We start from the raw sequence: 24222 nt of genomic DNA, 5'->3' as shown, positions 1-24222 counted from the left end.
GGCTGCGTGAGCGACGCGCCCGAGGACAAAAGCCCGGTCGAGGCCAAGATCGAGGCGGAGGTGCTTTCGATCATGCCCGAGGTGACGGCGCGGGATTTCCCCTTTCTGGGTTGCTGTTATGGCATTGGTATCCTTGGCAAGCATCTGAACGGCGATGTCGGCAAGGCGCGCTATGGCGAGCCGGTGGGCACCTCGGCCTGTGCGGTGACAGATGCGGGCCGCGATGACCCGTTGTTGGCGGGGGTGCCGGGGCGGTTTGACGCTTTCGTCGGCCACAAGGAGGCGCTTCAGGCGCTGCCCGAGGGGTGCACGCACCTGGTGGTGTCAGAGGCCTGCCCGTTCCAGATGGTGCGCCATGGGCGGAATGTCTATGCCACGCAGTTTCACCCCGAGGCCGATGCGGCGGGGTTCGAGACGCGGATCAATATCTATAAGCACAAGGGCTATTTCCCGCCGGAAACCGCCAATGACCTGATCGCCATTTGCCGGGCGGCGGATGTCACCGCGCCCGAGGTGATCTTGCGCAATTTCGTGGCGCGGTTTGGCGGTTAGACCGCCCGACTTGTTTGGCGGATCTTCAGTTCGGGGGCGATGATGGTGTTTTGCGGGGTGGGATCGGTGCCGGTGATCGAGGCCACGATCATGTCCGCCGCGCGGGCGCCGATTTGCGGGGCCGGGATGCGGACCGTGGTGAGCGGTGGTTCGAAATCGCGAGAGCCTTTGAAATCGCCGATGCCGGTGACGGTGACATCCTCGGGCACGCGCAGGCCCGCGCGGGCAAGGGCATGCAGTGCGCCCCATGCCAGCACATCGTTGCCGCAAAGAAGGGCGCTGGGCGTGGGGCCTTGGGCGATAAGGCGGCCCACGGCCTGTTTCGCGTCGGCAATGTTATAGGTGGTTTCAAGGACGCGGTGCGCGGGCAGGTGATACCCGGCCTTGTGCAGGGTGTCTTGGACCCCGTCGAAGCGCCGCGCGGCCCGATCATTGCCATCAAGCGGCGGAAAAAGCGCGGCGATGTCGCGGTGCCCAAGGGTGGTCACATGATCCGCGATCAGCTTTCCTGCAAGGTAGTTATCGGACCCGACGCAGGGGATGGGGGCACCTTCCTCCACGTTCCATAGAAGGATCGCGGGGATTTTTTGTTGATCGAGCAGCCCGTAGGTATCCTTGGAGTGTTCGACCCCGATCAGGGCCATGCCGTCGACCCGGTGTTCCAGCATCTTGCGGGTCAGGGCGTATTCCTGTTCGAGGCTGTAGTCATGCGAGGCAAGCAGGATGGTGAAGCCCTGTTCGGCGACGGCGTCGGAAAAGCTTTGGATCAGTTCGGCGAAAATCGTGTGGTCGATGGTGGGCACGATCAGGCCGATTGTGCCGCTGCGGATGCCGTGGATGGTTTGCGCCGCGCGGTTGCGGATATAGCCCAGACGCCGCACCGCGGCGTCGATCTTTTTCCGAGTCGTGGCCTTGACCAGATCAGGGTGATTGAAGGCGCGCGACACGGTTGAGGGCGAGACCCGGGCGGCCTTTGCAACGGCGATTATATCTGATTTTTTATCTTTTTTCACAGTGGGTTGCCCATGGTTTTGGTGGAAAAAATGAAAACATTTGCAATACTGTTTTCATGGCTTACCGTTAAATGTCAACCGAAGCGGGTTGCGGACATCTGGGGACCAGTCTTTCGCGACACGCCGAGCAAGCCACTTATCGTGGCGCGTTTCGTCCTTGCCCGTGACGTCGGGCCACGAGCGGAGCGTTTTGGGAGGAAAGGGAGGCCGCCCAAGTGGAATTCATTGGTTACATGGGGGACGTGTTCACGCCCATCAACTTCATGCTGTTGTTGATCGGCACGATTGGCGGGCTGATCCTGGGCGCGACGCCGGGGCTTTCGCCGACCATGGCGGTGGCGTTGTTGATCCCGTTTACGTTCAAGCTGGACGCGACGCAGGGGCTTATCCTTCTGGGGGCGGCCTATACCTCGACCGTGGCCGGGGGCGCGGTGAGTGCGATCTTGCTCAAGATCCCCGGCGCGCCGGCCAATATCGCGACCACGCTGGATGGGCACACCATGGCCCGCAAGGGACAGGGTGCACGGGCGTTGCAACTGTCGTTCATCGCGTCGCTTGTCGGCGGGGTTTTCGGGGTTTTCCTGTTGATTTTCCTGACGCCGGTCTTGGCGCAATGGGCCTTGGCCTTCGGGCCGTCGCACCTGTTCTGGCTGGCCATTCTGGGGGTCACGGTGATCGGTTCGCTGGATTCCAGCTCGGTGGTCAAGGGGCTGTTGTCGGGCTGTATCGGGCTGTGGCTGGCGACCGTCGGGTTTGACGACATCATGGGCGCGCAGCGGTTTATCTTCCATGATGCGGTGGCCGGCGGGATCAATATCATTCCGGCATTGATCGGGCTTTTCGCCATCCCGCAGGTGATCACCATGTTCGCCAACGGGCGCAAGCCGTCGGAGACCGAGGTGCTGAGCGTCGAGCGTCACCCCATCCGCGAGGCCCTCAAGGAGGTGGCAGGCCGCACGCGGGCCCTGTCGATCGGCACGGCGGTGGGGTCGTTCATCGGGCTTATTCCCGGTGTGGGCGGTCAGATTGCCGGGCTGGTGGCCTATGACCAATCCAGGAAGGTGAGTTCGGAGCGCGAGAAATTCGGCACCGGCCACAGCGAGGGGATCATTGCCGCCGAAAGCGCCAACAACGCCATGGTCGGGCCAAGCCTTGTGCCGCTTCTGACGCTGTCGATTCCCGGATCGCCCACGGCGGCGGTTCTGTTGGGGGGGCTTTTGATCCATGGGATTTTCCCGGGCAGCGACCTGTTTGACAACCATCCGCAGGTGGCATGGACCTTTATCAACTCGATGCTGATCGGACAGATCATGATGTGCATCTTCGGCCTTTACGTGGCCGGGCTGGCCGCGCGCGTGGCGCAGGTGCCCAACGCGGTGATGGCCGCCGTGGTTCTGGGGCTGGCGGTGTTCGGCAGCTATTCGGTGCAACACTCGATGGGCGACGTCTATGTCATGGCCGCCCTTGGCACGGGGATGTATTTCCTTGAGCGGTTCGGCTTTTCCGCCGCGCCGCTGGTTCTGGGCCTGATCCTTGGCCCGATTGCCGAGGCCAATTTCGTGCAAGGCTCGATGATCGCCAATGCCACGTCGAACCTTGGCAGCTATTTCCTGACCGGGCCGCTGAACCTGACGCTGATCGCGATTGTCGTGGCCTCGATCGTCTATTCGGCCTGGATGGAAATTCGCCACCGTCGCTACACCACCAAGGACGAGGCCGTGGCCAAAGAGGAGGCATTGTCATGAGTGCGATTTGGCAGACCCAACATGTGCTGGCCAGCGGGATCGTCGCCGCCGTGGGGGTTGGCGTGGCCTATATCAGCTATACCGCGCAACCCGCACAGGCCTTCCTGTTTCCGCGGCTGATTTCCACGGTTTTCGTGGTGCTGGCGCTGTGGACCTTCGGCAAGGCGGTGATCGGCAAGACCAAGGTGGGCAACGGGTTGAACCGGACGCAGATGATCCATATCGCGCCGGGGCTTATCGTGGCGCTGGTCTATATCTTCTGGGCGGCCAAGGGGCTTGGCTTTTACACCGCCACGGCGATCGCCTTTTTCATTCTTTTGACGCTTTACGATCCGTCGCCGCACAATGAGCCGCGCACATGGATCAAGCGCGTTGTCATCACCGCCGGGTTCATGGCGGTTATGTATGGTCTCTTCGCGATGTTGCTCAATGTGTTCACACCGCGAGAGATTTTCTTCTGAACCGTAACAGCGGCAGAGCCAACCCATGGGAGGAGAGAAACAATGAGAAAACTGATAGCCGCAGCGTCTATGGCGCTTGTATCCCTGACCGGGGCCGCCTTGGCGGACGGTCACGAAAATTACCCCGAACGGCCCTTGATGATGATGGTCAGCTATGGCGCGGGCGGGGCCACCGATTTTCAGGCGCGGATCGTGACGATGACCGCGGGCAACGAGGATGCACTGGGACTACCGATTGCCATTCTCAACAAGCCGGGGGCCGGTGGGCGCGTTGGCTGGAACTGGTTTGCAACGCAGGCCGAGGCCGACGGGTATACGCTGGGCGCCTATAACGTGCCGCATTTCATCGCCCAGTCGATCGAGGGCGGCGTGAGCTATACCGCCGACAGCTTTGAGCCGATTGCAAACTGGGGCGCGGACCCGGCGGTGTTTGTCGTGTCCGCCGACAGCGAGTTCAACACGATGGAGGACGTGGTGAACTATGCCAAGGAAAACCCCGGGAAGCTGACTTTTTCGGGCGCGGGGCTTTTCGTGGGGCACCATATCGCCGCGCTTCAGCTTGAAAAGGCGGCGGGCGTGAAACTTGCCTATATCCCCAATAACAAGGGCGGGGCCGGGGCCATGAAGGCCGTGATCGCCGGTGAAGTGCTTGGCGGGGTGAACAACCTGTCGGATGCCTTCCGCGCGCAACAGGCGGGCAACATCAAGATCCTTGGGGTGTTCGACCTTGAGCGGAGCGACTTTTTGCCCGATGTGCCGACGATGGCCGAGCAGGGGTTCGACATCGACAATTCCTCGGTCAATTTCCGGGGGGTGATGGTGCCGAAAGGCACGCCCCAGCCGATTATCGACAAACTGGCCGAAACCGTGCCGGAAATGTTCAAGAACCCGCGCGTCGCCAAGCAGATGAAGGCGGGCGGCAGCCCGATGCACATCATGACCCGCGACGAGGTGCTTGAGATGTGGGCCGCGCGCGAGGAGACCCTGCAAGAGCTTCTTTCCGGCCTGTGATTTGCAACCATTTCGGGGCGCGCCGGTTTGCGCGCGCCCCGATCCCCAAGAGAGTGAGATAGAGATATGAACGCGCCAAGCCCCCTTGCACAGTTGGAAGATGTGATTGCCCGGTCCCGTGCCGCGCAGGCCCGGTTCGAGGCGGACGGAAGCCAGGCGCGCTATGACCGGGCGGCGCAGGCGGTGGCATGGGCCATCATGGAACCCGCGCGCAACCGGGCCTTGGCCGAACTGGCGGTGGAAACCACGGGCCTTGGCAATGTGGATGACAAGATCATCAAGAACCATCGCAAGACGCTGGGCCTGATGCGGGATATCAAGCAGGCCGTGACCTACGGCGTGATCTCGGACGAGGCGGATACCGGGATTACCGAGATCGCGCGCCCGATGGGCGTGGTGGGGGCGATCGTGCCCTCGACCAACCCGGCGGCGACCCCGGCCAACAACATTATCAACGCGTTGAAATGCGGTAACTCCATCGTCGTGGCCCCCTCGCCCAAGGGGGTGGCCAGTTGCGAGGTGTTGCTGGACTATATCCATGCGGAGTTCGCCAAGATCGACGAAGACCCGGACTTGGTGCAGATGGTGCCGGCACCGGGATCGAAGGAAAAGACCCAGGCCCTGATGGAGGGCTGTGACAAGATCATCTGCACCGGCAGTCAGAACAACGTGCATCGCGCGCAGACCGCCGGAACCCCGGCGGTGGCCGTGGGGGCGGGCAACGTGACGGTGATCGTCGATGAGACCGCCGATCTGGCGGCGGCGGCCGAGAAAATCCGCGCCTCGAAATGTTTCGACAATGCCACGTCCTGTTCGTCGGAGAACGCGGTTGTGGTGGTGGATGCGGTTTATGACGCTTTCGTCGCGGCGATGGCGGATGCGGGCGGCGCCGTGGTCGAGGACGAGGCCGCCGTGGTGGCGGCACTTTGGCCCGACGGGCATCTGAACCGCGAGGTGATCGCGCAGGATGCCGACAAGATGATCGCGGCCCTGGGACTGGAAGGGACGGTGCCGGAGGGGACGGATTATATCGCCGTGCCGACCAGCGGCATCGGCCCCGATCACCCCTTGAGCGGTGAGAAGCTGAGCCGGGTTCTGGCGCTTTACCGGGCCGCGGATTTCGAGGCGGCGATCGAGACCACCCGCGCCATTCAGTTGCATCAGGGCGCGGGCCATTCGGTGGGCCTGCATAGTACGGAAGCAGACCGGCCCATGGTGCTTGCGCGGGCCATTCCGACCAGCCGGGTGATCGTCAATCAGGCGCATACCTTTGCCACGGGCGGGGCCTTCACCAACGGCATGCCCTTTTCGCTGTCGATGGGCTGTGGATCGTGGGGCGGCAATGCCACGCATGAAAACCTGCATTGGCGGCACTTCCTGCAATCCACCAAGATCGTGCGGGAAATTCCGCCGCGAGAGCCAAGCCTTGAAGATATTTTCGCGGATTACTGGGACGAGGCCGGCAAATGAGCTTGGACAATCAAACCCCGCCCGAGGGAACGATTCGGGAGTGGCTGGATGCGCGCGCCGAGGCCGGGGGCCGGGCGGTTGTTTTCCCCGAAACCGGGGATGAATTGAGCTGGACCGCGCTGCGCGAGGGGGCGTTGGGCTTTGCCCGGTCGCTGACCGCGCGGGGCGTGGCCAAGGGCGAAAGCGTCGCCATTATCGCGCCCAACAGCCACGAGGCGCTTTGTGCCTTCTATGGCGCCGCCTATGGCGGGTTTCGGGCGGTGATGATCAACCTTGCCGCCGGGCGGGATGCGATTGCCTATGCGTTGGAACATTCCGAGGCGCGCTTTGCCTATGTGCACCCCGATTGTAACGATCTGTTCGCGGCGGCAGCGGGGGAGGGGATGACCTCGCTGCCGCTTGGGGGCGACGACGAGGAGGCCGCCTTGCACGATGTCGCCCCCACGGATCATGCGCTGCTTATGTATACCTCGGGGACGACGGGGCGGCCCAAGGGCGTGGTCCACAGCCATGCCAGCCTTCTGGCGGGCGGCTGGACGACGGCGGTGGCGCATCGGCTGGCCCCGCAGGACCGGGGCTTTTGCGTCCTGCCGATTTACCACATCAACGGGCTGTGCGTGACGGTGATGGGCAGCCTTGTGTCGGGGGGATCGCTGGCCATGACGGGGCGGTTTTCCGCCTCGCAATTCTGGGCGCAGGCCGGCGCGGCAGAGGTCACTTGGTTCTCGGTTGTGCCGACGATCATTTCGCACCTGTTGCATGGCAAGGGCGAACCCGACGCGGAGTGCCGTGCGCGGTTGCGGTTCGGGCGCTCGGCCTCGTCGGCCTTGGCGGTGGAAACCCAGCAGGCCTTCGAGGCGCGGTTTGACGTGCCGATCATCGAAACCATGGGGTTGACCGAAACGGCGGCGCAAATCCTGTCGAACCCGCTACCGCCCGAGCCGCGCAAGATCGGCTCGCCCGGGGTCGCCTATGGCTGCGAGGTGCAGATACAGGATGGCGAGGGGCACGAGGTGCCGCGCGGCGAGGACGGCGAAATCGTGGTGCGCGGGCCGAACGTGATGGTCGAATACCTCAAGAACCCGGAGGCGACCGAAGGCACGTTCCGCGACGGATGGCTGCGCACCGGCGATGTGGCGCGGATGGATGGCGACGGCTATGTCTTCGTGACCGGGCGCTTGAAGGAACTGATCATCAAGGGCGGGGAAAACATTGCCCCGCGCGAGGTGGACGAGGCGCTTTATACCCACCCCGATGTGGTCGAGGCGGCGGCCTTTGCGCGCACCTGCACGCGCTATGGCGAAACCGTCGAGGCGGCGGTGCGGGTTTGCGATGGATCGCAACTGGACCCGGCGCAGTTGATCGAGATTTGCCGCGACAGGTTGGGGCCGTTCAAGACACCCGACAAGGTGCATTTCATGGCCGAATTGCCCAAGGGGCCTTCGGGCAAGATACAGCGCCTGAAACTGGCCGATATCCTGCCTCCTGCCTGAGGTCAGGTGATCGCTTCAAGCCGTTCCTTCGACAGGTCGCCCGGCACGATGGTGATCGGAATGGGCAGCGACCCCGCGGTTCTGGACAGTTGGGTGACCAATGGTCCGGGGCCTTTCTTGTCGGTGCCTGCCCCAAGAACCAGAACGCCGACCTCGGGGTCATCCTGTACCTGTGCGATGATCTCGGACACGGGTTCGCCTTCGCGGATCACCAGTTCGGGATCGACGCCCTGCTTGTCGCGCATCCACTTGGCAAACACCTCGAAATGGGCGTGGATACGTTCGCGCGCTTCTTCGCGCATGATATCGCCAACGCCGATCCAGTGGTTGAATTCCTCGGGGGGGATCACCGCGAGGACTTCGACGCCGGCCTGCGTGTGGGCGGCGCGCATCGCGGCGAACCGCATGGCGTTGAGACATTCCCGGCTGTCGTCCAGCACGACCATAAACTTGCGCATGATCTAATTCTCCCTCGGGGGCATCATGGGGGCAAACGACGCGGTGCGCAACACTGGGAAAATCATGGGTCAGTCAAAGGTGCCCGCAACCCGGCCCAGAAGCATGAAGGCGCGGGCGGTGCGGGTATCGGAAAGGTCCGATATTTCGGAATCGCTGGCGTTTTCGGCGAACTGCGTGAACATTTTGTCGAACAGCCGCAGGAAATGGTGCGCGGCATCGCGAAAGATCGTGTCCTGTTTCATGCGCGCTGCCGTCAGGGCCAGCGACGAGCGGTCGCGTATCCCGCCAAGCGCGGCGATGGCGCGGCCCCGCTCGCCCTCGGCAAAGCGCCGCCAGATTTCGGGGCGGGCCATATCGGGGCGCAGGTCGTCCATGTAGATACCATCGTGGGACATCAGGGTCAGGATGTCCTGTGCCGCCTGAATCAGTTGCGCGGTAGGCCGATCCTTGAGGGCCTTGCGCAGGGCGGCGAAACCTTCGCGATCACTGGCGTTTTCGGGGAAGTTCAGCGCGCGGATGAAATCGTCGCTTGCCAATGGCGGCTGCATATCCTCGGCGGTGGTGCCAAGAGGCAGGGCAACCTGATCGTCGCCGCCGGCCGGTGCCTGCATCGCGGGGGCAGGCGCGGGCGCGGGGGCCGCGGTTCGTATCGTCGAGAAGGTGGCCAGCGCGGTTTCCGTCTTGCGTTGGGCGGCGGCGATTTCTTCCAGCTTCTTGGCAACCGATGAGTCGTTCAACTCGGCCTGTTGCTTGGTCTGGGTCAGATAGGCGGTGCGGATGGCATCAATCGCGGTTTGCAAGCGCTGGCTTTCCTCGCGCATCACGCGGGAGGCGCGGGCGGCGGTGACCGCCACCCAGATCATCGCCACCGGCATGAAGATCGCCAGAAGAATCATGACAAAGCGCAGCGCGCCGTCACCGTTTCCGGCGCCAGGGTCCATGGTCAGGAAAAACACCGCCGTGCCCAACAGCCAAAGGACCGTCAGGATAAGCGCGATCACTTCCATCGCGGTGACGCCTTGGGCGTTCTGTTTCGCCTGACCCTGCCCGGAGGTATGGGACGGACCCGTTGATTGAGACATCTGTGTCAGCCTGTCAGGTGTAGGCGATGTTTAACACTTCATAGGATTTTTCACCACCGGGGGTGCGGACCTCGACGCTGTCGCCTTCTTCCTTGCCGATCAGGGCGCGGGCGATGGGCGATTTTATGTTCAACAGGCCGTTTTCGATATTGGCCTCGTATTCGCCGACGATCTGATAGGTTTTTTCCTCGTCGGTGTCTTCATCGACCAGCGTGACGGTCGCGCCGAACTTGATCGGGCCGGAGAGTTTCGCGGGGTCGATCACCTCGGCAAGGCTGATCACGCCTTCGAGTTCCTTGATGCGGCCCTCGATGAAGCTTTGTTTTTCCTTGGCCGAGTGGTATTCGGCGTTTTCCGACAGGTCGCCATGTTCGCGCGCTTCGGAGATGGCGCGGATGATGGCGGGCCGCTCCTCGGATTTCAGCTGTTTCAGCTCGGCCTCAAGGGCGGCATGGCCCTTGCGGGTCATCGGGATCTTTTCCATCGTCATTATCCACTATTGTTGCGGGGCGCGGGCCATGGGCCGCCCCCGGCAGGTCTGTCGGATTGGTCGCGCCAGATTGACCCGAGCGCGGCGGACTTTGCAATAGGCGATGGTGCAAAGCAGTGCAATGGAGTCGCGATAGCACGCAATTTGCCGCTTTAGGCCCAATTTAACGTCGTGTTTCAATTGACCTTCCACCGAAGGGCGCGCTAACCACGTGCGCAACTTTGTTACGTGACTGAACCGCCCTTGGAAAGGATGCAAGCCATGTCCGATGTGACTCGCGAAGCGATGGAATACGATGTTGTGATCGTCGGGGCGGGGCCTGCGGGCCTTTCGGCGGCGATCCGGCTGAAGCAGTTGGATCCCTCGCGCGAGGTTGTCGTTCTTGAAAAAGGTTCCGAGGTGGGGGCGCATATCCTGTCGGGCGCCGTTCTCGACCCCTGCGGTCTGGATGCGCTGATCCCGGATTGGAAAGACAAGGGCGCGCCGCTGAACGTGCCGGTGAAGGACGATAACTTCTACATGCTGGGGGAAGGTGGGCAAATGCGCATCCCCAATTTCCCGATGCCGCCGCTGATGAACAACCACGGCAATTACATCGTGTCGATGGGCAATGTCTGCCGCTGGATGGCCGAGCAGGCCGAGGAACTGGGCGTGGAAATCTTCCCCGGCATGGCGTGCTCGGACATGGTGTATGACGAGAATGGCAACGTGAAGGGGGTCGTGGCCGGTGAATTCGGCAAGAACCCCGACGGCACCCCCGGCCCGGCCTATGAGCCGGGGATGGAGTTGCACGGCAAATATGTCTTCCTGTCGGAAGGCGTGCGCGGCAGTCTGGCCAAGGAGGTGATGGCCAAATACGACCTGTCCGCCGGGAAAGAGCCGCAGAAATTCGGCCTTGGCATGAAGGAAATCTGGGAGATCGACCCGGCCAAGCACCGCGAGGGCAGCGTGACCCACACCATGGGCTGGCCTCTCAATGGCAATGCCGGCGGCGGGTCGTTCATCTATCACCTTGAAAACAATCAGGTTTACGTGGGTTTCGTGGTGCACCTGAACTACCGCAACCCGCATCTTTACCCCTATATGGAGTTCCAGCGCTTCAAGCATCACCCGATGGTGGCCGAGCTTCTGAAGGGCGGTAAGCGCGTGGCCTATGGCGCGCGGGCGATTTCCGAAGGCGGGTATCAGTCGATGCCCAAGATGGTGGCGCCCGGCGTTGCCCTGCTGGGCTGTTCGGTGGGCATGGTCAACGTGCCGCGCATCAAGGGCAACCACAACGCGATGCTGTCGGGCAAGGCCGCGGCCGAGGCCGCGCATGCCGCGATCGAGGCGGGCCGCGCCACCGATGAGTTGAACGATTACGAGGACGAGGTGCGCAGCGGCGCCATTGGCAAGGACCTCAAGAAGGTGCGCAACGTCAAACCCATGTGGTCGAAATGGGGCCTGACCGCCTCACTGGCGCTGGGTGGTCTGGATATGTGGACCAACACGCTGGGCTTTTCGCTGTTCGGCACGCTTGGCCACGGCAAATCGGATGCCGAGGCGACCGAGCCTGCGGAGAAGCACAAGGACATCAGCTATCCCAAGCCCGATGGCAAGTTGAGCTTTGACCGCCTGACCAATGTCAGTTTCTCGATGACCAACCACGAGGAAAGCCAGCCCTGTCACCTGACGCTGAAGGATGACAGCGTGCCGATCGACGTGAACCTGCCCAAGTTCGACGAACCGGCACAGCGTTATTGCCCGGCCGGTGTTTACGAAGTGGTTCGCGAAGAGGGCAAGGAGCCCAAGTTCGTCATCAACTTCCAAAACTGCGTGCATTGCAAAACCTGCGACATCAAGGACCCAAGCCAGAACATCAACTGGGTCACGCCGCAGGGCGGGGATGGGCCAAACTATCCCAACATGTAAAGAAGTGGTGAAAACTGGCATGCGGGGCGGTCATTGGGCCGCCCCGCATTGCTTTGGGCCCTTGGGCGTACTAGGTTCTCCCGCAAACCCCGGGCAGAGCAAAGGCAGGCCAGCGTGACACTCCGAACCCTAACCGCAATCGCCATCGTAACCCTTGTACAAGGGGCCGTGCCGCCCGCGATGGCCGGTGATGCCTCGGGTGCCTACCTGGCGGCGCGTCAGGCGCGGTACGACCATGATTACGCGGCAGCGGCTGATTATTTCACCCGTGCCTTGACCGAGGATCAATCCAATCCGGCGATCATGGAAAACGCCGTGGTCGCGCATGCGGCCCTGGGCAATTTCGACCGTGCCCTGCCGATCGCCCGCAAGATTGAAGCCGATGATTTGCGCAGCCAAGTGGCGCAAATGGTTCTGGTGGCCGACGAGGTGCAGCAAGAGGATTACGACGCCCTTCTGACCCGGCTTGAGGACGGGCGCGGCGTGGGGCAATTGGCCGATGGCCTGATCGCGGCCTGGGCGCATTTGGGCCAGGGCGACATGAGCCGCGCGCTGGATCTGTTCGACAGTGTCGCCGAAGAACGCGGATTGCGTGGGTTTGCCATTTACCACAAGGCGCTGGCGCTGGCCTCGGTCGGGGATTTCGAAGGCGCGGATCAGATTTTCGCCGGGGAAAGCGATGGCCCGATGCAGCGCACCCGGCGCGGCATGTTGGCCTGGGCCGAAGTGCTGAGCCAGCTTGACCGCAACGAAGATGCCGTGGCCCAGATCGACGATACCTTCGGCACCGATCTGGACCCGGAGATTCAGCAACTGCGCGACCGGCTGGTGGCGGGTGACCGGGTGCCGTTCAGCATGATCGGCGGGGCTGCCGATGGTGTGGCCGAGGTGTTCTTTTCGCTGGGCCGCGCGCTTCTGAGCGATATGGGCGAGGATTATACCCTGCTGTATTCGCGGGTGGCCGAACACCTGAGCCCCGATCATATCGACGCCATGATCATGTCCGCCGAATTGCTTGAATCCCTTGGGCGCTATGAACTGGCCACCGTGGCCTACAAGCGTGTGCCGCGCGACCACCCGTCTTTCCTGGCGGCGGAACTGGGCCGGGCCGATACCCTGCGCCGGGCGGACAAGACCGATGCGGCGATCGAGGTGCTGGAGCAGTTGGCGCAAACCCATCCCGATCAGCCCACGGTGCATGTCTCGGCCGGTGATCTGTTCCGACAGTTGGAGCAATTCGACAATGCGGCCAGCGCCTATGACAAGGCCATCGCGCTTTACGAGGAACGCAAGGCCGATCAGTGGTTCGTGCATTATGCCCGCGCGATCAGCTATGAACGGCAGGGCATCTGGGACAAGGCCGAAGCCGATTTTCGCCGCGCGCTGGAATTGAATCCCGAGCAGCCACAGGTGCTGAACTACCTTGGGTATTCGCTGGTTGAAAAGCAGATCAAGCTGGACGAGGCGCTGAACATGATCGAACGCGCCGTCGCGGCGCAGCCCGACAGCGGTTACATCGTGGATAGCCTTGGCTGGATCCTGTACCGCCTTGGCCGCTACGACGAGGCCATCGGCCATATGGAGCGCGCCGCCGAACTGATGCCGGTGGACCCGGTGGTGAACGATCATCTGGGCGATGTCCTTTGGGCCGTGGGCCGCGAGACAGAAGCGCGGTTCCAGTGGAGGCGCGCCTTGTCCTTCGTGACCGAGGACACCCCGGAGCAAGACATCGACCCTGACCGCATTCGCCGCAAGCTTGAGGTGGGGTTGGATCAGGTTCTGGAGGAAGAGGGCGCGCCGCCCCTGAAAGTTGCCGATGACGGTGAGTGAACGCTTTGCCCCGGCCAAGATAAACCTGACCCTGCACGTGACCGGGCGGCGGGCGGATGGTTATCACGAATTGGATTCGCTGGTCGTTTTTGCCGATATCGGTGATCGCCTGCATGTAGCGCGAAGCGATACCACGATGTTGACAGTAGACGGGCCGATGGCGGCAGGGGTGCCTGCCGATGACAGCAACCTTGTGGTCAAGGCGGCGGCCCTGATGGGGGTGCCTGCCGATATTCATCTGGAAAAGCACCTGCCCAATGCCGCCGGTCTGGGCGGTGGGTCCAGCGATGCCGCCGCGACGCTGAATGCCTTGGCAGAGCTGTCGGGGCGGGCCGTGCCCGAGGATGTGATCCGCCTTGGCGCGGACATCCCGGTTTGTCTTTATGGCCGCACCGCAAGGATGCGTGGCCTGGGCGAGATCGTCGAGCCTGTGACGGACCTGCCGGTCTTGCATGCCGTGCTGGTCAATCCCAAGCTGCCGGTCATGACGCGGGAGGTTTTCGCCGGGTTGGAACGGGCCGATAACCCGGGAATGCCCGAGGCCCTGCCCGAATTCGATGGGGCCAGCGCATTGATTGAATGGCTGGCAACCATGCGCAATGACCTTGAGGCCCCGGCCATTCAGGCCGAGCCGGTCATTCAGCAGGTTTTCGATGTGCTTTCGGTGACGCCGGGCTGCCTTTTGACGCGCATGTCGGGCTCTGGCGGCACCTGTTTCGGCCTTTATTCCGATGCGGAAACCGCCGCATCGGCCGCGGGGCGCTTGCAGGAACAGCAGCCGGGCTGGTGGGTCGAGGCGGTGCGCCTCAATGCGGTCAGTTGACCCGCGCGACCACGTAGTCGGCCAGATCAATCAACATGCGGCGCACCGGGTGGTCCGGCAGGGCCTGCATGGCGGTCTTGGCCTTGTCGGCCCACATCAGGGCATCCTGACGGGTGGCCTCAAGCGTGTCGTGCTTGTCCAGCAGCGCAAGGGCGTGGTCCAGATCCCCCTCGCCCTGTTTGCCCTTCTCGATCGTGCGGGTCCAGAAGGCGCGTTCCTCGGCATCGGCCTTGGCCACGGCCTTGATCACCGGCAGGGTCAGCTTGCGTTCGCGGAAATCGTCGCCCACGTTCTTGCCGGTGGCGGCACTGTCGCCTTGGTAATCCAACAGGTCGTCGACGATCTGGAAGGCAATGCCAAGCGCATCTCCGTAATCGAAAAGCGCGCGCACCTGATCCTCGGGCGCGCCGGACAGAACGCCGCCGGTTTCGGTGGCTGCCGAAAACAGCGCGGCGGTCTTGCCGCGCACGATTTGCAGATAAGTATCTTCCCCGGTGTTCAAATCCTGAGCGGCGCTGAGTTGCAGAACCTCGCCCTCGGCAATCACGGCGGCGGCGTTCGACAGGATATCCAGCACCCGCAGGTTGCCGGGTTCGACCATCAACTGGAAGGCGCGGGCAAACAGGTAATCGCCCACCAGAACGCTTGATTTGTTGTCCCACAACAGGTTGGCCGTGGGCCGCCCGCGGCGTTGTTCGCTTTCATCGACCACATCGTCATGCAGCAGGGTGGCGGTATGGATGAACTCCACCGTCGCGGCCAGATGCACGTCATATTCGCCGTCATAGGTGCAGAGGTCGGCCGCCGCCAGCGTCAGCATCGGGCGCAGGCGCTTGCCGCCCGCCTCGACCAGATGCGCGGTGACCTCGGGGATGCGGGGGGCATGGCGCGAGGCCATGCGCGTGCGGATCAGGGTGTTCACCGCCTCCATCTTGTCGCTCAGATGCGCGGCCAGTTCCTCATGCGGTTTTGTTGCGGCGTGGTCCAATCCCATCACACTCCCGTCACACCGGTCGACAAATCCCGCGCGGTGCCCTTATGTCATCCCCATGAAACAGCTATTTCGCACCACCGATCCGACAATGATCGCTTTTGCCCAAGCGCTGCTTCAGGGCGAGGGTATAGACTGCTTTGAAATGGACGTAAATATGAGCATCCTCGAAGGTGGTATCGGGGTGTTCCCGCGTCGCCTGATGGTGGGGGAGGGGGATTTTCACCGCGCGCGCCGAACGCTTGAAGACAACGGGATCGAGGTGGATGGCTGATCATTGGCCCGATGCGGCGCTCAGCCGGGACAAGTTTCTTGGCGGGCAATTGCGCCTTTGGCAGCCCAAGCAGGGCTATCGCGCGGGGGTGGACCCCGTGTTACTGGCCGCCTGCATCCCGGCGCGCGAGGGCGACAGCCTGCTTGATCTGGGCTGTGGGGCCGGTGTTGCGGCGCTTTGCGTGGCGCAGCGTGTGCCGGGGGTGCAGGCCGCAGGGCTTGAGGTGCAACCCGAGTATGCGGCTTTGGCGCGGCGCAATGCCGCGGAAAACGGGGTGTCGCTTGAGGTGGTCGAGGGGAACCTTGCGCAGATGCCAGAGACCCTCAAACAGCGGCAATTCACCCACGTTCTGGCCAATCCGCCGTATTTCGACCGAAACGCCAGCACCAAGGTTGCCGACAAGGGGCGCGAGGCAGGGCGCGGCGAGGCCACACCGCTTGAGGCATGGATCGAGGCGGCGGCGAAGCGCTGTGCGCCCAAGGGGACGGTGACCCTGATTCAGCGGGCCGAACGCCTGCCCGAGATGCTGGGCCATGCGGCCAAGCGTTTGGGCAGTCTTGAGGTGCTACCGCTGATTCCGCGCAAGGGGCGCGCGGCGCGATTGGTTTTGCTGCGCGGGCGCAAGGGCGGGCGTGCGTCATTTCGCCTGCACGATGGCTGGATACTGCACGAGGGCGGCAGCCACCCGGGGGACCGGGAAAATTACAACGCGGCAACCACTTGCATTCTCAGGCTTGGGGCGCCGTTACCGTTTCCGGAATAATGGTTTCAAATTGAGCCCGCAATTTTTTGCGTAGTTCGCGGTTGCAGCGTGACAGATTTGTAAAACTGTGCTGCACTGGACCTATTGAAACCATCCAGAGAGGAGATACGCACATGAGCTTGAGTTCGCATGTCGAGCAACTGAAAAAGAAACATCAGGATCTCTCGGAACGGGTGGAAGAGGCGCAGCGCGCCCCCGGCACCAGTGATCTGGAAATCGCGGACCTCAAGAAGCAAAAGCTTCGTGTCAAAGAAGAAATTGAACGTCTGAGCGAAAACGCCTAACCGGCCGAACGTGGCACATTACCTGCCTTGATCAGCTCAAAATGACGGTCGTGTTCGCTGACCACGGCCGTCTGATCCCGTAACCATGAACGGAACGCGGCGATATGTGGCCGCGTCTCGCTGCCTTTTACACATAAAATGCGATAATGCGCCTCGGTTCGCAGGCCAAGGAGGTAAGGGGCCACCAAGCGCCCCTCGCTCAGCAATCGGGCCGCCAGGGATATCCGGCCAAGGATAACGCCCGCGCCCGACAGGGCGGCGTCAAGCGCATGATCGGCCTGTGAAAAGCGTTGCCCGGTCCAATCGCGCGGCGGCAGGCCCGCCGCGTTGAACCAAGCGGGCCAGTCGCAGGGCGGATCGAGAAACCGGATATCGTCCTGATGCAGCAGTTGCGCCTGTGCCAGATCGGCGGGGGCGGGCATGCGTTCTGCGAGGCCCGGGGTCATCATCGGGGTGACCCATTCGTCAAGAAATACTGCATCCACCAAAAGGGTTGCCAGATGATCGAAGTTGCCAGTGATACCCGCATCCGCGATGCCTATCGCGCCGCCCATGCGGCCCGTGGGCAAGCCCTTGGCCAGATCTGGTTTCGCTTGATGGGGCAAAAATCTTCCGGATGATCGTTGCAAGTGATCACTGGAAAGCAAAAGGGCCGGTCGCGATGACCGGCCCTTTTCGTGTCTGTCAGGTATAATCAGACGAAGAATTGTCCGCCGTTCGCCGAAATGGTCGAGCCGTTGATGAACTGTGCGTCGTCCGAGGCAAGGAAGGCTACGCAACGCGCGATTTCTTCCGGCTCACCCAGGCGGCCCGCCGGGATTTGCGAGATGATCGACTCGCGCACTTTTTCCGGCACGGCCATGACCATTTCGGTCGCGATATAGCCGGGGCAAACCGCGTTGGCGGTGATGCCCTTGGCGGCACCTTCCTGGGCCAGCGATTTGATGATGCCCAGGTCACCCGCCTTGGTCGCGGCATAGTTCACCTGCGCGAATTGACCTTTCTGGCCATTGATCGAGCTGATGACGATGATGCGGCCAAAGCCACGCTCGCGCATGCCGGGCCAGACGGGGTGAACGGTGTTGAACACGCCGGTCAGGTTGGTGTCGATCACCTGCTGCCATTGGTCCGGGGTCATCTTGTGAAACGGTGCGTCGCGGGTGATGCCGGCGTTGGCAACGACCACGTCGACCGGGCCCAGTTCCTCTTCGACCTTGGCGATACCGGCCTTGGAGTCCTCGTAATCGCCGACGTTCCACTTGTAGGTCTTGATGCCGGTTTCCTCGGTGAACTGGGCGGCGGCCTCATCGTTGCCGGCATAGGTGGCGGCGACGTTATAGCCTTCGGCCTTCAGGGCCTTGGAAATGGCCGCGCCGATGCCGCGCGATCCACCGGTGACGAGTGCTGTTCTAGCCATGGGGTTCCTCCAATTTATAAATTCCGTTGGTAACTCTGTTAAACTTTCAAAGTGACGAGCGCAACATTATTACTCACACAAATTGCCGCAGTGCAGAGGTTATTTCCGGTTTGGCCTGCTTCGCTTGCGGACAAGAAAAAAGGGCACCTGACGAGGTGCCCTTTATGACGGTCTGACGGCACCCGCGCCTTATGGGCGTTCGAGGCACATGGCAACGCCCATGCCGCCCCCGATGCAAAGCGTGGCAAGGCCCTTCTTGGCATCGCGCCGCTGCATTTCGAACAGCAGGGTGTTGAGGATACGCGCACCCGAGGCGCCGATCGGGTGACCGATGGCGATGGCGCCGCCGTTCACGTTCACGATTTCGGGGTTCCAGCCCATGTCCTTGTTCACGGCACAGGCCTGTGCGGCGAAGGCTTCGTTGGCTTCCACGAGGTCCAGATCGTCAACCGACCAGCCCGCTTTGTCCAGGGCCTTGCGGCTGGCGTGGATCGGGCCGACACCCATGATCGACGGGTCCAGACCGGCAGTGGCGTAAGAGGCGATGCGCGCCAGCGGCGTGATGCCCCGCTTTTCGGCGTTGTCGGCACTCATCAGCAGGACACCGGCGGCACCGTCGTTCAGGCCGCTGGCATTGGCCGCCGTGACCGACCCGTCCTTGGTGAAGGCCGGGCGCATTTTCTGCATGGCTTCGATAACGGCGCCGTGGCGGATGTATTCATCCTTGTCGACGACGATGTCGCCCTTGCGGGTCTTGATGGTGAAGGGGATCACCTCGTCGTCGAACTTGCCCGCGTTCTGGGCGGCTTCGGCCTTGTTTTGCGAGGCCAGCGCGAATTCGTCTTGCTGTTCGCGGCTGATCTGCCATTTTTCCGCAACGTTTTCGGCGGTTTGGCCCATGTGGTAGCCGTTGAAGGCATCCCAGAGGCCATCGCGGATCATGGTGTCGATATACTTCATGTCGCCCATTTTGTGGCCCGCGCGCAGGTGTGCGGCATGCGGGCTGAGCGTCATGTTTTCCTGACCGCCCGCGGCAATGATATCGGCATCGCCCAGTTGGATGTGCTGTGCGCCAAGGGCGACCGAGCGCAGGCCCGAGCCACAAACCTGGTTGATGCTCCAGGCCGCCGATTCCTGCGGCAGGCCGGCGTTTATATGCGCCTGACGGGCAGGGTTTTGGCCTTGGGCGGCAGTCAGGACCTGGCCGAGGATGGTTTCGGAAACCTCGCTCTTGTCGATGCCTGCGCGCTCGACCACGGCTTCGAGCACGGCCGCGCCCAGATCATGGGCGGGCGTGTTTGCAAAAGAGCCGCCGAAAGAACCGACAGCGGTACGCGCTGCGGATGCGATTACTACGTTGGTCATGTGTGTCCTCCACCAGAATTAAGGTCGAGGAACGCCCGGACGTCACAACAAGTGCGGGCCCCAGTATTCCCCGCCGTTCCCGCGCGTCATAGCGCATATGCCGCATTGCGGCAACGGACCACATGTCACAGGCTAGGCGGATACCCGCGAAAAGGGTGTCTCCAGCCACGGTGGCTCAACCGTCGGGGCCCCGAAGAAATATCCCTGCATGCAGTCGATCCCGATGGCCGAAAGATAGGCCGCATCCTGTGGCTGTTCGACGCTTTCGGCGATGGTGACCATGTCGAATTGTTCGGCAATGGATTTCAGCGCCGCGGTCAAAACCTGGTTGTCCGGGCTGCTTGCGATGCCGCGGATGAATTGCCCGTCGATCTTGACGATGTCGAAGTAAAATTCCCTCAGGTAACGGAAAGAGGTGAAACCCGCGCCGAAATCGTCCAAGGCGAAACTGATGCCTTTCTTCTGCAAATCATCCATGAACCCCACCACGAGTTCCGGCACCAGCATGGCCGAGCTTTCGGTGATCTCAAGGATCAGGCGTTCGGCAACGGTGGGGTCCTGCCCGATGCCGCGCTTGAGGATTCGCATCCAGCGCGGATACCCGATGGAGCGCGCCGACATGTTCACCGAAAGCCGCAGATCGGGAAAGCCCTGCAAGGTGCGCAGGCCCTTTTCCAAGGCAAGGCAATCGATCACCCGCCCGGTTTCCATGCATTCGATCTCGGTTATGAAGTCGCGTGCGGGAATCACCCGCCCGGTTTCATCCATCACGCGAATCAGCCCTTCGTAGAAGGCTGGCCGCCCCTCCTGGCCCGTGGGCACCACGGCCTGATAGGCCAGCATGACCTGTTTGTGGCGCACAGCCTGGTCCACCATGTCGATCACCGAACGATCCCGCGCACTTACGGCATAGTTCAGCGGGTTGTCATGCCCGGCCGGAATATTGGCCCATTTGCGTTTCTGCCCCATTCTTACCTCCGATTTCACCGCTTCACAGGGTGGGGCGGGGGCGCTAATGATCGGTTAAGCCGGGCATTTGTCTAAAATCTGCCCGAGGCGGGATGAAACGGGGGAAAACACATGGAACGCTGTACCTGGGCCGGGGACGATCCGTTGTATCACGCCTATCACGATGACGAGTGGGGCGTGCCCGAATATGACAGCCGCGCCTTGTGGGAAAAGCTGATCCTCGAAGGGTATCAAGCGGGGCTGAGCTGGATCACCATCCTGCGCAAACGCGAAAGTTTTCGCGAGGCTTTTCAGGGGTTTGACCCAGATGCGATTGCCACATGGGGCGCGGCGGAGGTGGAAGCCCTGCTGCAAAATCCCGGGATCGTGCGGCACCGTGGGAAGGTGGAGGCGACGATCACCAACGCCCGTGTCTGGCAGGATATCGAGGCCAGCCAGGGCTTTGCCGATTACCTGTGGTCCTATGTCGATCACAGGCCCATTCAAAACCGGTGGAGCCAGCTTTCAGAAGTCCCGGCCCAGACAGAAATTTCACAAGCAATTTCAAAGGATTTGAAAAAAAGGGGTTTCAAGTTTTGCGGGCCGACGATCACCTATGCCTTCATGCAGGCGGCGGGGCTGGTCAACGACCACCTGACAACCTGCCCCTGTCATGAACCGGTGGCCGATATGGGGCAAAACCCCGCGTCGGGATAACCCCGGTATTTCGCCGCTGGCCCGGTTGCGCCACGGAATCTTTTGGAATCCGCCGCAAACTCCTATATTGGGCGCATCTCACCTTATATGAGCGCGCACCCATGACCGAGACCACCGCCCCGATCACCCAAGACGTGATGACCATTCCCCGCAAGCTGCCCGAGGGGCCGATGAATATCGTCGGCCTGACGCGGGACAAGCTGCGCGAGGTGTTGATCGAAAACGGCACGCCCGAAAAGCAGGCCAAGATGCGGGTCAACCAGATCTGGCAGTGGGTTTACCAATGGGGCGTGCGCGATTTCGCCGAGATGACGAACCTGTCCAAGGCCTATCGCGCCGACCTGGCCGAGCGTTTCGTGATCGAAATCCCCGAGATGGTCAGCAAACAGGTCAGCGCCGATGGCACCCGAAAGTATCTGGCGCGGATCGCCGGGGGCCACGAGGTCGAGGTGGTTTATATCCCCGAATCCGATCGCGGGACGCTGTGTATCTCGTCCCAAGTGGGCTGCACCCTGACCTGTTCGTTCTGTCACACCGGCACACAGAAATTGGTGCGCAACCTGACCGCCGGGGAAATCGTGGGTCAGGTGATGATGGCGCGCGACGATCTGGACGAATGGCCCGAACCGGGGCAGGGCACGGGCGAGAACGGCCCGCGGCTGTTGTCGAACATCGTGCTGATGGGCATGGGTGAGCCGCTTTATAATTTCGAAAACGTCCGCGACGCGATGAAGATCGCCATGGATGGAGAGGGGATCAGCCTCAGCCGCCGCCGGATCACGCTGTCCACTTCGGGCGTTGTGCCCGAGATCGCCAAGACGGCGCAGGAAATCGGCTGTATGCTGGCCGTCAGTTTCCATGCCACCACCGACGAGGTGCGCGACAAGCTGGTGCCGATCAACAGGAAGTGGAATATCGAAACGCTTCTGGACGCGTTGCGGGAATATCCAAAGGCCAGCAATTCCGAGCGCATCACCTTTGAATACGTGATGCTGAAGGATGTGAACGACAGCGATGAGGACGCCCGCCGCCTTGTGCAACTGATCAAGGGTATCCCGGCTAAGATCAACCTTATTCCCTTCAACGAATGGCCCGGTGCCCCGCATCAGCGCAGCGATTGGGACCGCATCGAAGCCTTTGCCGATATCGTCTACAAGGCCGGCTACGCCAGCCCCATCCGCACCCCGCGCGGCGAGGATATCATGGCCGCCTGCGGGCAATTGAAATCGGCCACCGAACGCGCCCGCAAATCGCGCCGCGAAGTCGAGGCCGAGGCCGGGATGGGCTAAAGCTTTTGGTGGTCATCACCCATGGGCGCGTTAAACTAGCGGCAACGTGACCCATGGACAGGTGCCCCGATGCGTGACTTCCCGCCGCTGCCGCAACCCGATGATGCCAAGGGCCGCCCCCGCAAGGTCGGGGTCGAAATCGAATTGGGCGGGCTGGACGAGGGGCAGGTGGCCGACATCTGTGCCCGTGAACTGGGCGGCAGCCCCGAGCAAAGCGATAGCCATGTCTGGGCGGTGAAAGACACCGCCATCGGCACGCTTGAGGTCTATCTTGATATCTTCCTGCGCAATGCGACCAAAAGCAAACTGCGCGATATGGCGCTTGATCTGGGGCGCGAGGTGATCCCGGTCGAGATCGTGACCCAACCCTTGGACCATGACGGGTTGCAGAAACTGGACGGCTTGCGCGACAGCCTGCGCAAGGCGGGCGCGCTGGGCAGTGGGGCGGGAATCGTCTTTGGTTTTGGCGTGCACCTGAACGTGCAGATCGCCTCGCGCAAGGATGCCGATATCGTCAGGCCCTTGCTGGCCTATGCCCTGATCGAAGACTGGATGCGCCGGACCAACCCGATTGACGAGTCGCGCCGCCTTCTGCCCTTTACCGATCCCTACCCGACCGAATTCGTCCGTGACCTGATCGCGCAAGGTGTGGATGCCCCTGTCAGGGACGCGATGGAAACCTACCTTCATCACAACCCGACACGAAACAGGGGGCTGGATATGCTGCCCATCTTTGCCGAACTGGCGCCAAAACAGGTCGAGGCCGTGGTCTCGGGCAAGCTTTCGGCGCGGCCGACCTTTCATTTCCGCCTGCCCGACTGCCTGATCGACGATGCCGATTGGTCGCTGGCCGATGAGTGGCAGCGGTGGTTGACGGTCGAGCGCGTGGCGCAGGATACCGACCTGCTTGGCCGGCTGGGCCGCGCTTGGGAAAAGGACCATGGCGTTGTCACCCTGTCGCGGCAAAGCTGGGCGCGGCGCTGTGGCGAGATTTTGCACGAGGCCGGGCTGGACAGGCCCGGGGTTTGAGATGAGCAAACCGCTTATTGGTGTCACCACCTCGCGCCGGTCTGGCTGGCGTATATTCCCGCTGATCGCCTTCAACGTCTGGATGGCAGGCGGGCGCGCGGTGCGTTGGGTCGATGGGATCGAGGCCGATATGACCATGGTCGATGGCGTGATCATCGGCGGTGGCGATGACATCTCGCCCGATCTTTACGGTGGCGAACTGGTCCGCTCGGCGCGGCTTGATCCGGGGCGCGATGCGCTGGAACGGCGGCTGGTGCACGAGGCGTTCGACAGCGGCAAGCCCGTGCTTGGCATTTGCCGGGGCAGCCAGATGATCAACGTGGCCCTGGGCGGAAGCCTGCACCAAGACGCTTATGGCATCTACAAGGACAGTGATCGTTTGCGCACGATCCTTCCGCGCAAGGAGGTGCATATCGAACCCGGCACGCATCTTGCCGGGCTGGCCGGGACCGACCCGATGCGCATCAACGCCCTGCACAGCCAGGCGGTGGATCGTTTGGGCGATGGTCTGCGGGTCGCGGCGCGGGATCGCGGCGGGATGATACAGGCAATCGAGCGGCACCGCCCGCCCTTCGTTCTTGGCGTCCAGTGGCACCCCGAGCATTTGTTTTACGCGCGTCGCCAGCAGGCGCTGTTCAAGGCACTTGTCGAGGCTGCGGCCAGTGAAAAGGCGATGGTGCCTACCTTGGGTTGAGATGTCCGCCCGCGCATCCCGAAGTTTTCGCGGCCTTGCCAGAATTCGGGCCGATTGTTGCCACACAGGTCAACTATCCATGTCGTTATCACCCATTGTATAAGGGACGAG

25 protein-coding genes are annotated in these 24222 nt (G+C 62.2%); 16 read left to right on the top strand and 9 right to left on the bottom strand.

Annotated features, from left to right (window positions below):
- On the top strand, positions 1-552 hold a 552-nt coding region (locus RBB32_RS19290; RefSeq protein WP_306155101.1), incomplete at its 5' end, for a glutamine amidotransferase.
- Here RBB32_RS19290 and RBB32_RS19285 read toward each other — a convergent pair.
- Positions 549-1565 carry a LacI family DNA-binding transcriptional regulator gene (locus RBB32_RS19285; RefSeq protein WP_306155099.1) on the bottom strand — a complete coding sequence of 339 codons (1017 nt, stop codon included), beginning with the start codon at positions 1563-1565 and terminating at the stop codon, positions 549-551. The genes RBB32_RS19290 and RBB32_RS19285 overlap by 4 nt on opposite strands.
- A gap of 215 nt (positions 1566-1780) precedes the next feature.
- On the opposite strand from RBB32_RS19285, the gene RBB32_RS19280 reads away from it, so the two are divergent.
- The 5 genes from RBB32_RS19280 (at position 1781) to RBB32_RS19260 (ending at position 7745) form a co-directional block, all read left to right on the top strand.
- Positions 1781-3310: a tripartite tricarboxylate transporter permease gene (locus RBB32_RS19280; protein WP_306155097.1), complete on the top strand. Its 1530-nt coding sequence runs from the start codon at positions 1781-1783 to the stop codon at positions 3308-3310.
- Positions 3307-3771, top strand: coding sequence for a tripartite tricarboxylate transporter TctB family protein (locus RBB32_RS19275; RefSeq protein ID WP_306155095.1), 465 nt, complete (start codon positions 3307-3309; stop codon positions 3769-3771). Before RBB32_RS19280 ends, RBB32_RS19275 begins: the two co-directional genes overlap by 4 nt.
- A 42-nt stretch (positions 3772-3813) precedes the next feature.
- Positions 3814-4782, top strand: a complete 969-nt coding sequence (locus RBB32_RS19270) for a tripartite tricarboxylate transporter substrate binding protein (RefSeq protein ID WP_306155093.1) — start codon at positions 3814-3816, stop codon at positions 4780-4782.
- Positions 4783-4848: 66 nt separating this feature from the next.
- The gene (locus RBB32_RS19265) at positions 4849-6252 is read left to right on the top strand and encodes an aldehyde dehydrogenase family protein (protein ID WP_306155092.1); all 1404 of its coding nucleotides are present in this window, start codon (positions 4849-4851) and stop codon (positions 6250-6252) included.
- Positions 6249-7745 carry a class I adenylate-forming enzyme family protein gene (locus RBB32_RS19260; protein WP_306155090.1) on the top strand — a complete coding sequence of 499 codons (1497 nt, stop codon included), beginning with the start codon at positions 6249-6251 and terminating at the stop codon, positions 7743-7745. The genes RBB32_RS19265 and RBB32_RS19260 overlap by 4 nt, the downstream gene beginning before the upstream one ends.
- 2 nt (positions 7746-7747) lie before the next feature.
- Here RBB32_RS19260 and RBB32_RS19255 read toward each other — a convergent pair whose 3' ends face one another.
- From RBB32_RS19255 to greA, 3 genes are all read right to left on the bottom strand, one after another.
- On the bottom strand, positions 7748-8203 hold the full coding sequence (locus RBB32_RS19255) for a universal stress protein (protein WP_306155088.1): 456 nt from the start codon (positions 8201-8203) through the stop codon (positions 7748-7750).
- 69 nt (positions 8204-8272) lie between these two features.
- On the bottom strand, positions 8273-9286 hold the full coding sequence (locus tag RBB32_RS19250) for a hypothetical protein (protein WP_306155086.1): 1014 nt from the start codon (positions 9284-9286) through the stop codon (positions 8273-8275).
- A gap of 13 nt (positions 9287-9299) precedes the next feature.
- On the bottom strand, positions 9300-9770 hold the full coding sequence (gene greA / locus RBB32_RS19245) for a transcription elongation factor GreA (protein WP_306155107.1): 471 nt from the start codon (positions 9768-9770) through the stop codon (positions 9300-9302).
- Between the two features lie 267 nt (positions 9771-10037).
- Here greA and RBB32_RS19240 point away from each other — a divergent pair, with 267 nt between their 5' ends.
- The 3 genes from RBB32_RS19240 (at position 10038) to RBB32_RS19230 (ending at position 14340) form a co-directional block, all read left to right on the top strand.
- Positions 10038-11687: an electron transfer flavoprotein-ubiquinone oxidoreductase gene (locus RBB32_RS19240; protein ID WP_306155084.1), complete on the top strand. Its 1650-nt coding sequence runs from the start codon at positions 10038-10040 to the stop codon at positions 11685-11687.
- A gap of 114 nt (positions 11688-11801) precedes the next feature.
- Positions 11802-13517 (top strand): tetratricopeptide repeat protein, encoded by a 1716-nt coding sequence (locus tag RBB32_RS19235; protein ID WP_306155082.1) that lies wholly within the window; start codon positions 11802-11804, stop codon positions 13515-13517.
- Positions 13504-14340, top strand: coding sequence for a 4-(cytidine 5'-diphospho)-2-C-methyl-D-erythritol kinase (locus RBB32_RS19230; protein ID WP_306155080.1), 837 nt, complete (start codon positions 13504-13506; stop codon positions 14338-14340). The genes RBB32_RS19235 and RBB32_RS19230 overlap by 14 nt, the downstream gene beginning before the upstream one ends.
- Here the strand turns inward: RBB32_RS19230 and RBB32_RS19225 are convergent.
- Positions 14333-15334 carry a polyprenyl synthetase family protein gene (locus RBB32_RS19225; RefSeq protein WP_306155078.1) on the bottom strand — a complete coding sequence of 334 codons (1002 nt, stop codon included), beginning with the start codon at positions 15332-15334 and terminating at the stop codon, positions 14333-14335. The genes RBB32_RS19230 and RBB32_RS19225 overlap by 8 nt on opposite strands.
- Positions 15335-15389: 55 nt before the next feature.
- On the opposite strand from RBB32_RS19225, the gene RBB32_RS19220 reads away from it, so the two are divergent.
- The 3 genes from RBB32_RS19220 to RBB32_RS19210 all read left to right on the top strand — a co-directional run bounded on the left by RBB32_RS19220 (position 15390) and on the right by RBB32_RS19210 (position 16652).
- Entirely contained in the window at positions 15390-15605 is a 216-nt protein-coding gene (locus RBB32_RS19220; protein ID WP_306155077.1) for a DUF2007 domain-containing protein, read from the top strand.
- Positions 15598-16368, top strand: coding sequence for a tRNA1(Val) (adenine(37)-N6)-methyltransferase (locus RBB32_RS19215; protein WP_306155075.1), 771 nt, complete (start codon positions 15598-15600; stop codon positions 16366-16368). Before RBB32_RS19220 ends, RBB32_RS19215 begins: the two co-directional genes overlap by 8 nt.
- Before the next feature lie 113 nt (positions 16369-16481).
- Entirely contained in the window at positions 16482-16652 is a 171-nt protein-coding gene (locus RBB32_RS19210; protein WP_306155073.1) for a YdcH family protein, read from the top strand.
- Here the strand turns inward: RBB32_RS19210 and RBB32_RS19205 are convergent.
- The 4 genes from RBB32_RS19205 to RBB32_RS19190 form a co-directional block, all read right to left on the bottom strand.
- Positions 16649-17206 (bottom strand): LysR substrate-binding domain-containing protein, encoded by a 558-nt coding sequence (locus RBB32_RS19205; protein WP_306155071.1) that lies wholly within the window; start codon positions 17204-17206, stop codon positions 16649-16651. The two genes, RBB32_RS19210 and RBB32_RS19205, sit on opposite strands and share 4 nt — an antisense overlap.
- Positions 17207-17346: 140 nt before the next feature.
- Positions 17347-18069: an acetoacetyl-CoA reductase gene (phbB, locus tag RBB32_RS19200; RefSeq protein ID WP_306155069.1), complete on the bottom strand. Its 723-nt coding sequence runs from the start codon at positions 18067-18069 to the stop codon at positions 17347-17349.
- Positions 18070-18258: 189 nt separating this feature from the next.
- Entirely contained in the window at positions 18259-19434 is a 1176-nt protein-coding gene (locus RBB32_RS19195; protein WP_306155067.1) for an acetyl-CoA C-acetyltransferase, read from the bottom strand.
- Between the two features lie 132 nt (positions 19435-19566).
- On the bottom strand, positions 19567-20403 hold the full coding sequence (locus tag RBB32_RS19190; RefSeq protein ID WP_306155065.1) for an EAL domain-containing protein: 837 nt from the start codon (positions 20401-20403) through the stop codon (positions 19567-19569).
- A gap of 111 nt (positions 20404-20514) precedes the next feature.
- On the opposite strand from RBB32_RS19190, the gene RBB32_RS19185 reads away from it, so the two are divergent.
- The 4 genes from RBB32_RS19185 (at position 20515) to RBB32_RS19170 (ending at position 24111) form a co-directional block, all read left to right on the top strand.
- The gene (locus RBB32_RS19185; RefSeq protein WP_306155062.1) at positions 20515-21099 is read left to right on the top strand and encodes a DNA-3-methyladenine glycosylase I; all 585 of its coding nucleotides are present in this window, start codon (positions 20515-20517) and stop codon (positions 21097-21099) included.
- A gap of 101 nt (positions 21100-21200) precedes the next feature.
- Positions 21201-22388, top strand: a complete 1188-nt coding sequence (gene rlmN, locus RBB32_RS19180) for a 23S rRNA (adenine(2503)-C(2))-methyltransferase RlmN (RefSeq protein WP_306155060.1) — start codon at positions 21201-21203, stop codon at positions 22386-22388.
- 69 nt (positions 22389-22457) lie between these two features.
- Complete coding sequence (locus tag RBB32_RS19175; protein WP_306155059.1) at positions 22458-23417, top strand: amidoligase family protein; 960 nt, start codon at positions 22458-22460, stop codon at positions 23415-23417.
- Between the two features lies 1 nt (position 23418).
- Positions 23419-24111 (top strand): gamma-glutamyl-gamma-aminobutyrate hydrolase family protein, encoded by a 693-nt coding sequence (locus RBB32_RS19170; RefSeq protein WP_306155056.1) that lies wholly within the window; start codon positions 23419-23421, stop codon positions 24109-24111.
- Positions 24112-24222: the final 111 nt, after the last annotated feature.

Origin of the sequence: Roseovarius sp. MMSF_3281 (assembly GCF_030733685.1) — a bacterium.
Taxonomy (GTDB): domain Bacteria; phylum Pseudomonadota; class Alphaproteobacteria; order Rhodobacterales; family Rhodobacteraceae; genus Roseovarius.
The sequence above is the reverse complement of the archived record's forward strand: the minus strand, read 5'-3'. Positions and strand labels throughout refer to the sequence as shown.